At 62.2% G+C, this 11542-nt stretch carries 11 protein-coding genes, 1 tRNA gene and 1 riboswitch; of the genes, 5 read left to right on the top strand and 7 right to left on the bottom strand.

Annotation, left to right across the window (positions count from 1 at the left end; all coding sequences use genetic code 11):
- Positions 1-148 precede the first annotated feature (148 nt).
- Both ASU23_RS28335 and ASU23_RS28330 read left to right on the top strand, forming a co-directional pair.
- On the top strand, positions 149-1495 hold the full coding sequence (locus tag ASU23_RS28335; RefSeq protein WP_007734359.1) for a lysine N(6)-hydroxylase/L-ornithine N(5)-oxygenase family protein: 1347 nt from the start codon (positions 149-151) through the stop codon (positions 1493-1495).
- Complete coding sequence (locus ASU23_RS28330) at positions 1492-1740, top strand: MbtH family protein (protein WP_003945538.1); 249 nt, start codon at positions 1492-1494, stop codon at positions 1738-1740. Before ASU23_RS28335 ends, ASU23_RS28330 begins: the two co-directional genes overlap by 4 nt.
- Before the next feature lie 83 nt (positions 1741-1823).
- Here ASU23_RS28330 and ASU23_RS28325 read toward each other — a convergent pair whose 3' ends face one another.
- Positions 1824-3251, bottom strand: a complete 1428-nt coding sequence (locus ASU23_RS28325; protein WP_007734361.1) for a threonine/serine exporter ThrE family protein — start codon at positions 3249-3251, stop codon at positions 1824-1826.
- A gap of 122 nt (positions 3252-3373) precedes the next feature.
- Here ASU23_RS28325 and ASU23_RS28320 point away from each other — a divergent pair.
- Positions 3374-3445: transfer RNA gene (locus tag ASU23_RS28320), tRNA-Thr, on the top strand.
- Between the two features lie 70 nt (positions 3446-3515).
- Here the strand turns inward: ASU23_RS28320 and ASU23_RS28315 are convergent.
- From ASU23_RS28315 to ASU23_RS28295, 5 genes are all read right to left on the bottom strand, one after another.
- A complete protein-coding gene (locus tag ASU23_RS28315; protein WP_003945473.1) occupies positions 3516-4313 on the bottom strand; it encodes a GAF and ANTAR domain-containing protein in 798 nt (265 codons plus the stop codon).
- 478 nt (positions 4314-4791) lie between these two features.
- Positions 4792-5607, bottom strand: coding sequence for a hypothetical protein (locus ASU23_RS28310; RefSeq protein WP_003945831.1), 816 nt, complete (start codon positions 5605-5607; stop codon positions 4792-4794).
- A 47-nt stretch (positions 5608-5654) separates the two neighbouring features.
- A complete protein-coding gene (locus ASU23_RS28305) occupies positions 5655-5969 on the bottom strand; it encodes a multidrug efflux SMR transporter (protein WP_058039307.1) in 315 nt (104 codons plus the stop codon).
- Positions 5970-5983: 14 nt separating this feature from the next.
- Positions 5984-6049: riboswitch (guanidine-III (ykkC-III) riboswitch) on the bottom strand.
- A gap of 43 nt (positions 6050-6092) precedes the next feature.
- Entirely contained in the window at positions 6093-7364 is a 1272-nt protein-coding gene (locus tag ASU23_RS28300) for a hypothetical protein (protein WP_058039185.1), read from the bottom strand.
- Positions 7351-7851: a hypothetical protein gene (locus ASU23_RS28295; RefSeq protein WP_058039184.1), complete on the bottom strand. Its 501-nt coding sequence runs from the start codon at positions 7849-7851 to the stop codon at positions 7351-7353. The genes ASU23_RS28300 and ASU23_RS28295 overlap by 14 nt, the downstream gene beginning before the upstream one ends.
- Before the next feature lie 146 nt (positions 7852-7997).
- Between ASU23_RS28295 and ASU23_RS28290 the strand changes: the two genes are divergently transcribed.
- Positions 7998-8714, top strand: a complete 717-nt coding sequence (locus ASU23_RS28290) for a response regulator transcription factor (RefSeq protein WP_007734368.1) — start codon at positions 7998-8000, stop codon at positions 8712-8714.
- Entirely contained in the window at positions 8711-10162 is a 1452-nt protein-coding gene (locus tag ASU23_RS28285) for a cell wall metabolism sensor histidine kinase WalK (RefSeq protein WP_058039183.1), read from the top strand. The genes ASU23_RS28290 and ASU23_RS28285 overlap by 4 nt, the downstream gene beginning before the upstream one ends.
- A 24-nt stretch (positions 10163-10186) precedes the next feature.
- Here ASU23_RS28285 and ASU23_RS28280 read toward each other — a convergent pair whose 3' ends face one another.
- A complete protein-coding gene (locus ASU23_RS28280) occupies positions 10187-11497 on the bottom strand; it encodes an alanine racemase (protein ID WP_042920403.1) in 1311 nt (436 codons plus the stop codon).
- Positions 11498-11542: the final 45 nt, after the last annotated feature.

The raw sequence follows: 11542 nt of genomic DNA, 5'->3' as shown, positions 1-11542 counted from the left end.
TACGTCGCATCGCTCCGTGGGGTCGACCGCTATACGGGGGCTCACAGTGTTGATACCCTCACCTCATTAAGGGTAGCCTTTGCTACTTACTTCGGGACATCGATTGGCGGCCGTACCAGGTCGTTCCGTCGGGGATGGACTACCTGTAATGAGTGAATCACCAAGAGACTCCAGCGCCGAACCTGCCATTGTCGACATCGTCGGCGTCGGGTTCGGTCCGGCCAACCTCGCGTTGGCCATTGCTGTCGAAGAACACAATGCAAATTGTGCGGCCGTTGATCGGGTGAACGCGCGGTTCTTCGAAAAGCAGTCTCAGTTCGCGTGGCATCCCGGGATGCTGCTCGACGGTGCCACCATGCAGATCGCGTTTCCGAAGGATCTGGTGACGTTCCGGAATCCACAGAGCGGATACAGCTTCTTCTCGTATCTGTTCGAGCAGGGTCGACTGGTCGACTTCGTCAACCACCAGACCTTCTTCCCCACGCGCCACGAATTCAACGACTACCTGTGCTGGGCAGCTCGACGAGTCGACGCGGACGTGCAGTTCGGTACAACCGTCGACGGGGTCGAGGGCATCAAGAACTCCGACGGCGTTGTCGATCGCTTTGCGGTTCGCACCGCCGACGGTGAAACGGTGATCGCGCGCAACATCGTTGTCGGAGCCGGACTGAAAGAGCGGATCCCGGAGTGGGCGACGCCTTCGTCGCGGTGCTTCCACAATCACCAGTTCCTCTTCCATCTCGAAGCAATGCCGGAGCCCGTACACAACCGGTTCGTCGTTCTCGGCGCCGGCCAGAGTGCCGCGGAGATCGTGGACTACCTGCACGCGAACTACCCGAACGCCGAAGTTCACAGTGTTTTTGCCCGTTACGGCTACAGCCCGGCAGACGACAGCCCGTACGCGAACCGCATCTTCGATCCCGAAGCCGTCGATCAGCTGCACGGTGCAGACGCCGCGGAACGACGCCGACTGCTCGATCTGCACCGCAGTACCAATTACTCGGTCGTCGACATCGAACTGATCAACAAGCTGTATGCCACCGAATATCAGGAGATGGTTCGTGGGCCGCGGCGACTGTTCATGCGTCGGGCCTCGGAGATCACGAGTGCCGTGGAGACCGAATCCGGCATCGAACTGGCTGTCCGTAGCAATCTCGACGGCTTGACCGACACGCTGGCGTGCGACGCACTCATTCTGGCCACGGGTTTCACCCCGGCACCTCTGGACGATTTGTTGGGTGAACTCGTGCCGGATTCGTCCGTTCCGCGTAACGTCAGTCGGGATTATCGACTGGCTGTAACGGAGGACGTGACAGGCGGTATCTATCTGCAGGGTGGGACAGAACAGACTCACGGATTGACGTCGTCGCTGCTGTCGAACGTGGCAGTGCGGGCGGGGGAGATTCTGGCGTCGGTGCTGAGCCACCAGAACCGAACTGGTGCGCTTGCTAGTCTGGGCGCACAAGACACGTACGTAACGAGTGAGGCGAGATGAGCACTAACCCTTTCGATGACGAAGACGGCCGCTTCTACGTGCTGGTGAACGACGAGGACCAGCACTCGCTGTGGCCCACGTTTTCCGAGGTCCCCGCCGGCTGGCGAGTGGTGTTCGGTGAAGACAGCCGCAAGGCGTGCCTCGAATACGTCGAGGCCAACTGGACCGACATGCGTCCGAAGAGCCTGCGCGAGGCCATGGAAGCCGATCAGGCTGCCGGTGGAAAGCACGCAGTCGAGAGCTGATTCTCTCACCGCTCGGAACCCCCGAGTGAACAGAAAAGAGCTGGGCACCGTCAGGTGCCCAGCTCTTTCTGCTTGAACGACGCCTACTTCTCGGTGACGGGAACTCGACGCCTGCGCTTGCGGACCATCGGGCGACGTAGCGAGTCCACGCGCATCAGAATCCGTGGACGACGCAGCGTGCGCGCTCCCCATTCGCCGAGCGTGACGCCCGCGGCCAGGGCACAGCCGATGCCGAAGGCCGACAGCAAGGCAGTCAACCCGATCAGTACCTGGTCGTTGAGCAGCGCGTACAGGCCTCGGTACAGCGACAGACCGGGGAGCAGCGGAGTGATGCCTGCGACCGCGACAACCAGCGGAGGCGTCAGTGCGCGGCGAGCCATCAAACCACCGGCAAGACCGACCACGGTTGCGGCGATTGCGGCGGCGATCACGGGACCGACGTCGAGTGTCTGCACGAAGATCGACACACCACTGCCTGCCGCACCGCCCAGGAACGCCGCGGTGAGTGCACGCCGCTCGGCGTAGCAGGCGAGCGCGTAGAACACCGACGCACACGCACCGGAGAGCATGAGGATCGGCAACTGCGTGATGGTGGAGACTTCCACATTGATCGGTGGAAGCGTCGAACCCAACATCCCGGTCATTCGCAACGAGATTGCGACGCCCGCGATGATGCCGCCCGTCATCATCACCACTTCGAAGAATCGCGCGACAGCTGTAATGGGTGCACCCATGATCGCGTCCTGGACCGAGCCCACCAACGACAGCCCGGACAGTAGAACGACCACTCCGGCCGCGATGACCAACGACGGCCGGATACTGATCCCCAGCTGGTCCTGAAATGTATAGAGCGTGGCGGCGGGCGCAGCCGCGATGAGACCACCGACAACCTGCTGGAAGAAGAACGGTAATCCGAACCGGTTCAGTACGCGGTTGACTCGATCGATGACCATCGTCGTCAGAAACGCGACTGTAGCAACGAGGAACCCGCCGCCGAGCAGGACGGAGACCGAAGCCGCCATCGCAGCCCAGGCCATGGTCGCGGTCCATCGGTTGTACGGGTGCGGCGCCGTCGTGATGGCTGTGAGCGCGTCGTGCGCTTGGTCCGGTGTGATCGCCTCACGGCGGATACGACGTGTCAGACGGTCGACGGCCGCCAGCCGCGTGAAGTCCATCGAGCGGTAGTGGACGATGCGCATCGTGCTCGCCGGCGGTCGCGTCGGGCCGCGATAGGCAGAGAGCACAATCGAGTTGTAAGTGACGTCGACGTCACACTGGGCAAGGCCGTACGTGGCGGCGATGAACTGCACCTGCTCAGCGGTGTCCATGGCCGCGGTTCCGGATGCGAGGAGGACTTCGCCCACCCGAACCGCGAGGTCCAGGACCTCTGCGACGACGGCGTCGTCTGTCAGGTCGATCGGTTGAAGCGGTGCGGGAGCTGACGTGACCGTGTCGACGGTGGCTTGCCGGTTTCCCGTCAGGCGTGTGAGTACTTCGGTGAATTTCGCCATCAGGGGGCGGAGTGGGAGTTGCGCATGGGGCCCACGCTATCTAACGTGACCCGCGCGCGGCCACCGCGACGGCTTGGATATGATGGCTCCGCAAAGTCAGTCGCGGCAACGCGTCGGTCTTCGCCTCCTTAGCTCAGTGGTAGAGCACTCGCCTTGTAAGCGAAAGGTCGTCGGTTCAATCCCGACAGGAGGCTCCGAAAGAGGAGGCACTCACCAATGTGGTGGGTGCCTCTGTATTTGCTGAGGTGCCGATAGGCGCCCGGTTCAGTTGGTCTCGGGCTTGTTCGTAGCCTGGCGCGGGTCGATCGCGCCGTCGATGTACTGCTGGGCGATCACTCGCAGTTTGACGTTGCTGCGCTGCGAGTCCTGGATGAGAATGCGGAAGGCTCGGTCGGCGTCGACGTGGTGGGTGCCCATGATGATGCCCTTGGCCTGTTCGATGACGCCTCGCGATTCGAGTGCTCGCTCGAGGTCCATTGCGTGCTTTCTGGCGATGTCGAGGCGCTGCGAGCTGTGCAGCGCGTAGGCCGAGGTCACGGCGAACAGTTGGAGCAATGCCACGTCGGCGCCGGTGAAACCTCGGAGGTCGTGGCTGTAGAGATTGAGGGTTCCGAGCGGGCGTTCCCGGCCAGGCAGTGGCATGGACAAGAAGCTGACGGCGCCGACTGCCTTTGCCGCGCTTGCGAATTGAGGCCACCGGCTGTGGGCTTCGCTGGCATGTGCGCGGACAACGGTTCCCGTGCGTGACGACGTCACACTCGGTCCGTAGTCCAGTCGGAATTGGATCGAGTCGACGGTGCGAACAAGTTGGTGGGTGGCGGCGACGGTTCGGAATGTCGTGTCCGAACCGCCGATGGTAATTCCGGCCATGTCGGCGTCGGCGATGAGATCGACGGCATGCCTGCAGACTTGTTCGAGAAATTGCTCGGCCTGGGCATGTGGATCGAGGTGCGCGTACAGCGATTGCAGGGCGTCCGAGGCGGCGTCCAGGCTGTCCTGCGACGCGGAATTTCGGCCCCCGGTGGGGCCGCGGTGTCCTCTGGCGATGCGCGGCGCCGTCATTGTCTCAACCACCCTTCCCCATCACGTCGCAGGCATGTCCGATTCGTCTCATTGTTGCACCGGACTAACTGTTGTGCACTCTGTTTCGGTGGACAAGTGTCTGATGGGGCGGACGGTTATGTGAAGTGGTCTGCGTATGCCCAATCGTGATGTTTGATTCGGCCGTTAGCGGGTAGTGCGCCGATCTTGGAATTATGTTGTCCTGCAACAGTTAACGTGGAAACTGCGACCGGGGTACAAGTTTTCTCCGCAATGGCGCGCAGGTCACGAACTTGGCCTATTGTCAGCGCCAGCGCACAATCTTGTACGCGTAACCCGTAGACAGTGAAGGGGATACGACGATGAACGGACTGATCGCGGCTCTGAACAGTGGAATGACCGTTGGCTTGGCCAACACGATCCTGACTTTCGGCGGAATCATCATCAACCTCAATATCGTGATCAACAACTGACCGCGTAATCGGGGAGTAACCGTTTGTTATGCCGATTCGATCGGAAGGTCAGGCCCTGGGCGGTCGCTCTTGCTCTTGAGCCACCGATTGGGAAGTTTGCCGGCAAGTTCTCCGAGTGGACCGACTGCAGCGCTGAGGATTCCGACGGTTTCCTGAAGGACCTCGATGCTCGCGCTCATCCGCTCGAGGTTGGGGGCGAGGGAAGTCAAGGTGTCGGACAGTGCAACGATCTGGTCAAGCGGGCCGCCTTCGGCGATGAGCCGTTCGAAGGCCCCGTTCTCTGCCAGGAGTGTTTCGAGGATGCCGTTCTCGGCCAGTGCGCGATCGATGACACCGTCCTTGGCAGTCAGGCGTTCGACGGCACCGTCTTGCGCTGTCAGGCGTTCCAGCGGACCGTCCTCCGCCATCATTCGGTCGAGGAGACCGTCCGGCGCGAGCAAGCGTTCCAATGCGCCGTTCTCGGCGAGCACCCTATCCAGCGGTCCGCCGGGGGCAAGAAGTCTTTCGAGTGGTCCGCCGGGAGCGAGTAGTCGTTCGAGAGTGCCGTCGGGTGCAGTCAGTTTGTCGACCGGGCCGCCGGGAGAGAGAAGTCGATCGAGTGGCCCACCGGGGGCCAAGGCCTGCCCGATGGGCCGATCGTCAGCGGTGAGCGATGACAACTGCTGGATCATCTGCATGGGTCCGCGGGGGCTTGCCAAGCCGGCAGCACCCGCCGTCACGGCGCCGGTATTACCGACGGCGATACGAACTGTCGTGACCGTCAGCTCGGCGATTCCCAAACTGATCTCTGCGGCTGCAATGCCCGCGCGTAGGGGAAGCGTGAGCATCTCCAGCAGTTTCATGCGTTAACTGTAACCGGTAACACACAAACACTCACCAGGATCGCCGGTCAGTGAAGGACCTTCAGACCGACGACACAGCCGACGATGCCCAGGATCAGCAGTATCTTGACGATCGACGTGGACTCCGCGCCGGTGATCATCGCATATCCCACGGTCAGGGCGGCGCCGATGCCGACCCAGACCGCGTACGCAGTTCCGATGGGAAGGGTGCGCATTGCATACGCGAGGCCGGCCATACTGACGATCAGGCCGAGGATGAAGACAACGGTGGGTGACATCTTGCTGAATCCGTCGGACTTACCGAGTGCGGTAGCCCAGACAGCTTCGAAAAGTCCGGAAATGACGAGCACGATCCATGCCATGGTGAACAACTCCCAAGGCACCGTCTTTTCGCTGGCCGGGTACGGTGCGCTCGTCCGGATGTCGTCGTTGACCACCCAACCATAGCAACAGAATTCTGCGTTCCGACCCGATCAGCTGGCGATTTAGGTCACCACCGCCGTTCGAACTCTCTTCAGATGGATGGTCGACACGGACACCACGATCGTCGCCGTCGCAGCGAGAACAGTCAGAGGAATCGGCGTGTTCACGGCGGCCGGTCCGTGTTCGACGAGCACACCGGTAGACCACCCGAATTCCCGCGAGCCCGGGTCCAAGAAGGTCGGTGAAACCGAGAACAACGTGAAAGCGACGGGCAGCATCGCCCCGCTCGAGACTGCTTCGACGGCAACAGGCATGCATGACGTGACGGCCAGTCCCAGCGCAAGCGGGAGGATGAGGACGTAGGCAACCGTGGTCGGGGCGGCATCCAGCAATCCCGAGAGTGCAGTCACGGCAAGGAGTCCCAGCCCGAGTTGCGGCATCGGTCTTCTCCAGCCGACGACGACGCCCAACGCCAGGGCAGCAGCTCCCGCGGGCATCGCCCAGGTCCAGTCGGATGGAAAGGAAATCGAGCTGACCGAAACCGCGCTGACTGCCAGTCCGACGAGTACGAAACGACCGTCGTGTGGCGGCAACCGCCAAGCCAGTGCGACGGTAACGGCAACCGCCAATACCACCGCGATCACCCATGACCCAGGTGATGTCGTCGAGCCCAACCACACATAGAGAGCCGTGAATACCAGGGGCAGAACAACTCCCAGCTTCACCAGGCGTGCGTCGATGTCGCCCGGCTCCTGATTCGGTCGTGCGAGTGCGGCGACTCCACCCACGAGAAGAGTTGCGGCGAGCAGAATCCAGACGGGAACCGTGGACGGCACGGGGTAGGAATCGCCCGGAAGTGTGAGCGACCACCTGGGGACGCGATCGCGCCATAAGTCCGCTGCGCCGAAGTACAGGGTCGTCGTGGTTACGCCGAGTCCGAGAGCGGTTTGTGCTCCGCGGTGACCCTTCGTCGGAAATGCCGCTGCCGCGAGGAAAGCGCCTGCTCCGATTGCGTTCAGAGTCACCGAAATCTGGGCGGAGACGGGGACGAATGCAGGTAGCGCGATGGCGAGGGCGCCGACTACAGCGAAGACACTCGCGAGACCGCCACGTCCCCAGCGATGCAGTAGCGCTACGCCGACGGCCGCAACCACAGCGGCAGTTGCTCCCGCCCACTGCGGCGTGATCACCACCGAGATAACGCCGGCGTCGGAGAAGGAGAAGTCGTCAACTCGGGACTCGGCCACTGCGTACGCGGCTACCACACCGCCGACCAGCGCGGACGCCACAGGACCGTAGAGCTGAGCGATTTGAACTGGGCTACGTTGCTGCATAATTCGTCGAATTTTTGCACAACTCGCCGATACGACTTATCGTCGCATCGCCGTGCGGATCAATCCACACCGGTTCCCCGTCTCGAAGTCGAGGAACCAGCAGATGGCGTCCTCGACTCGGCCACTGAACGAAGTCGTAGCCGGCCAAATTTGTCTGAACTGCGTCGGCGACCCACACCGCAGCGTCCGCGAATGCAGTCTCCATCGACAGTGCGTTGAAGTAGCTGAATCCGCTGATGTCACGTGTGCCTTGCCAGCCGATCGTGACGTTGTAGTCGCTGTTGATCGAAAATTCCCAGATCAAACGGTCGACAACAACTTCAGGTCCGAATCGCAGGCAACGCAGATCTTGGGCAACACCTGCGAGGGCCTGTGCCCAAGACTCCGGTGGCGCGAAGCCGGGATCCTCGCCGGTATCGGAGTTGTTGGTGAACAGAGGAATACGCCAGGTCAAGCACTCCATGTTCCACAGTGGGGGTAGTGACATGCCGCATCCTTCCGATTCGTGGGCCTGCACCCCAGCTTTTCAGCTGCACCCGGCTTTTCACCTGTACCTAGTCCATCACATGCACTCGGCCGTTCACAGGAAGCTCCCAGGGAACATACAGCGGGAATCCAGTGGCAGGGGAGAAGATGGTTCTCGTGACCGACAAGACCCCCGAAGCCCGCATCCTCGTTGTCGACGACGAACCCACCATCGTGGAGTTGCTCTCCGTGAGCCTCCGATTCCAGGGTTTCGAGGTGGCAACTGCTTCGAGCGGCGCCCAAGGCCTGGACGTCGCACGGACATTCCGTCCCGACGCGATCGTTCTCGACGTCATGATGCCCGGGATGGACGGCTTCGGTCTGCTTCGACGCCTGCGCGCCGACGGTGTGGACGCGCCCGTCCTGTTTCTGACGGCGAAGGATTCGCTCGACGACAAGATCAGCGGCCTGACCCTCGGCGCGGACGACTACGTGACCAAGCCGTTCAGCCTCGAAGAAGTCGTGACGCGGTTGCGGGTCATCCTGCGCCGCGCCGGTCGCGGGGTCGCGCCGGAGCAGTCGCCGCGGGTGAAGTTCGCCGACATCGAACTCGACGACGACACCCGCGAGGTCTGGAAGAAGGGCGAGTTGGTTGCACTCTCGCCCACCGAGTTCACACTGCTCCGATACTTCATGGTCAACGCCGGGACGGTTCTCAGCAAACCGCGGATTCTCGACCACGTCTGGAATTACGACTTCGGTGGGGAGGTCGGAGTTGTCGAGTCCTACGTTTCCTACCTGCGGCGCAAGGTGGACACGGGGGAGACACCGCTGATTCACACATTGCGTGGGGTCGGCTACGTGATGCGTGAACCGCGGCAATGATCGCCGCCGCGGAAAACGATCAGCTTCCGAAGCGGGGTCGTTTCCGTCTCCATTCACTGCCGCTGCGCTTCACCCTGGTTGCGGCCTTGCTGGTGTTGGCCGCGCTGGGTCTGTTGGCGTCGGGTGTAGCGGTCACTTCTGCTCTCGAGAACTCACTGACCCAGCGAACCGACAAAACGCTGTACGAAGCGGTCGACGGTTGGGCAAAGCCGCACAGCAGAGACCTGCAGCCGCCCAGTGACGTCGGCCCGGGCACCCGCCCACCCAGCCCCTTCTTCGTTCGGACCGTGACCCCGGACGGACGGGTGATCATCCTGAACGACAAGTCGACGACGACCGAACCCGACCTGTCGAAAGATTCCACCAACGGCCCGATCACCGTCGGATCGAGCGACGGTTCGGACGTGAACTGGCGGGTTCTCACGACGGTCCGCGACGGCACGACCACGACTATCGGTGTGCGACTGACGGATAACGAGCAGACCGTCGACGACTTGGTCGGCCTGCAACTCGGCATCGGTCTGGTTGTCCTGCTGATCCTCGGCGGCGCAGCGTATTTCGTGGTTCGTCGGAGCCTCCGTCCGCTGGTAGAGGTGGAGGAGACTGCCGCTGCCATTGCCGCCGGCGACCTTCATCGACGTGTTCCGGAGCGCGATGACCGCACCGAGGTCGGTCGACTGTCCGTGGCGCTCAACGGAATGCTCGCGCAGATTCAACACGCATTTGCCGCGACCGAGGCTTCGGAGGAATCGGCACGGCGTTCCGAGGAGAAGATGCGTAGGTTTGTCGGCGACGCGAGCCACGAGTTGCGCACACCCTTGACGACTATTCGTGGGTTCGCCGAGTTGTATCGCCAAGGCGCCATGACTGATACGGAAACGCTGATGAACCGGATCGAGGGCGAGGCGTCGAGGATGGGACTTCTGGTCGAAGATCTGCTCATGCTGGCAAGACTCGACGAACAGCGTCCACTCGAGAACAAGCCTGTGGATCTGCTTGCAGTTGCGGCGGATTCGGTACAGGCGGCACGAGCGATCGCACCGGATCGAACTGTCGAACTTCAGATGACCGGCGGCCCAGGCCTGCCCGAAGTGCATGGTGACGAGGCCAGGCTGCGTCAGGTAGTCGCCAATCTGGTGGGCAACGCGATCAAACACACGCCGCCGGATGCGCAGGTCACCGTTCGTGTCGGTACGACCGAGAACTCCGCGGTGGTCGAGGTTTCGGATACCGGTCAGGGTTTGAGTGACGAGGATGCCGCGCGGATCTTCGAGCGTTTCTACCGCGCCGACACCTCTCGCACCCGTGAGACCGGGGGCGCCGGTCTCGGCCTGTCCATCGTTTCGGCTTTGGTTGCAGCGCACGACGGAACCGTCAGCGTCGAGACCTCCCTCGGGCAGGGGACGACGTTCTGCGTCGAATTGCCGCGTGACCCGAAGGACGACTGACGCCGGATTACCGCAACCGGCCCCTCAGAAGTAGGTGTGCACCGTACCGACGACGCGGTAATCCGAATCGACCTCGGGAATCAGTGACCACTTGTCGAATGTGGTGCAGGGATGCGAGATTCCGCAACCGAGCAGATCGCCGACCTTCACGTCGAAGTCAGCCGGAACGTCGACGTACGCGTGCTGGTCGTTGAGTGCGGTGATCGTCAGCTCTCGTGCTGATCGGTTGGATCCGTCGCGTCGGCGCCACAGGACTATGGGAAAGCCTGCGTCGGAACCGACATCGCGGCGGCCGAAGCCCAGGATCACCCGTCCGGGTTCAGGTATGGAGAGCACTACACCCCAGACCTCTGCGGCTCCCTGCAGAGTTCGCGGACCGTCAGCCCACGGCGAAGTTTCGGCATAGAGACCGTGATCATGGGTGATATAGCAACCGCTGCGCAGCACGATGCGTACACCGTTGTCGAGTGCCCACCGGCCGGCCAGCTCGCGTACGACCAGATCGTGAAACGCACTGCCGCCGAAAGTGACCAGTGGCCGGGGAGCCTTCGCGGAGTTGTTCTCGAACAGGTTCTCGGCAACACAGATTTCCGTGAAAACCCGCGCGGATTTGAGATACGAATCGACGGAGATACGGCGGGCTGCTACCGAGGCTCCGGGCATCATGCCCTCGAACCCCTCGACTCCGGTGAGAATCAACGAAGGTGCCTGCGATGCTGCGCGTGCGACGTCGAGTGCTTGCTCGACAGTGCGAGCGCCCGCGCGTCCGCTGTCGTAGCCGAGTTCAACGAGAACCCGGATACGGCTGGCCGGTGAGACTTTCGCGATCAACTGTTCCATCAGGCGGACGCTCTCGACCGAGTCCACGAGGGTGGTGACGAAGAAATCGGGGTCGGTGGCCTGGGCGTCGCAGATCCACCGAATACCGGCGGGATCGAGAACCTGGCTGGCGATGATGATGGTGTCCACACCGAACTCACGCAGAATGCGTGCCTGCGCAACGGTTGCCGCCGTCATCGCCCAAGCCCCGGCGTCGAGTTGCCGTCGAACCAGTTCGGGGCTCATCGTGGTCTTCGCGTGAGGCGCCAGATCCACATCGTGGTCGGAGCAGAACTGCGCCATGAGGTCGACATTGTGCGCGATCGCTGCACGGTTGAGTGTCATCACGGGTAGCAGGAGGTTGCCGTCGAGTGCCGAGATCCCCAGCGGCTCGAGGTCGGAACCGTCGCGACCTTCGAGGTCGGTGCCGAAGGCCTTGTGCTGCCAACCGATCGGGGGGTTCGCGAAATCCGTCATGGCATCGATTGTGCCGTTGATTGCAGACGATGTGTTCATGTGTGGTGACTTTCTGTCAGAACTATGCAGGTCAGAATGAGATCC

Source organism: Rhodococcus sp. KB6 (assembly GCF_001445685.1).
Taxonomy (GTDB): Bacteria; Actinomycetota; Actinomycetes; order Mycobacteriales; family Mycobacteriaceae; genus Rhodococcus_F; species Rhodococcus_F qingshengii.
The sequence above is the reverse complement of the archived record's forward strand: the minus strand, read 5'-3'. Positions and strand labels throughout refer to the sequence as shown.

Excerpts from the sequence above, each read along its gene's own strand:
- ASU23_RS28335 (WP_007734359.1), top strand. The coding sequence starts at position 149 with ATGAGTGAATCACCAAGAGACTCCAGCGCCGAACCTGCCATTGTCGAC.
- ASU23_RS28330 (WP_003945538.1), top strand. The coding sequence starts at position 1,492 with ATGAGCACTAACCCTTTCGATGACGAAGACGGCCGCTTCTACGTGCTG.
- ASU23_RS28325 (WP_007734361.1), bottom strand. The coding sequence starts at position 3,251 with ATGGCGAAATTCACCGAAGTACTCACACGCCTGACGGGAAACCGGCAA.
- ASU23_RS28315 (WP_003945473.1), bottom strand. The coding sequence starts at position 4,313 with ATGACGGCGCCGCGCATCGCCAGAGGACACCGCGGCCCCACCGGGGGC.
- ASU23_RS28310 (WP_003945831.1), bottom strand. The coding sequence starts at position 5,607 with ATGAAACTGCTGGAGATGCTCACGCTTCCCCTACGCGCGGGCATTGCA.
- ASU23_RS28305 (WP_058039307.1), bottom strand. The coding sequence starts at position 5,969 with ATGGCATGGATCGTGCTCGTCATTTCCGGACTTTTCGAAGCTGTCTGG.
- ASU23_RS28300 (WP_058039185.1), bottom strand. The coding sequence starts at position 7,364 with ATGCAGCAACGTAGCCCAGTTCAAATCGCTCAGCTCTACGGTCCTGTG.
- ASU23_RS28295 (WP_058039184.1), bottom strand. The coding sequence starts at position 7,851 with ATGTCACTACCCCCACTGTGGAACATGGAGTGCTTGACCTGGCGTATT.
- ASU23_RS28290 (WP_007734368.1), top strand. The coding sequence starts at position 7,998 with ATGGTTCTCGTGACCGACAAGACCCCCGAAGCCCGCATCCTCGTTGTC.
- ASU23_RS28285 (WP_058039183.1), top strand. The coding sequence starts at position 8,711 with ATGATCGCCGCCGCGGAAAACGATCAGCTTCCGAAGCGGGGTCGTTTC.
- ASU23_RS28280 (WP_042920403.1), bottom strand. The coding sequence starts at position 11,497 with ATGAACACATCGTCTGCAATCAACGGCACAATCGATGCCATGACGGAT.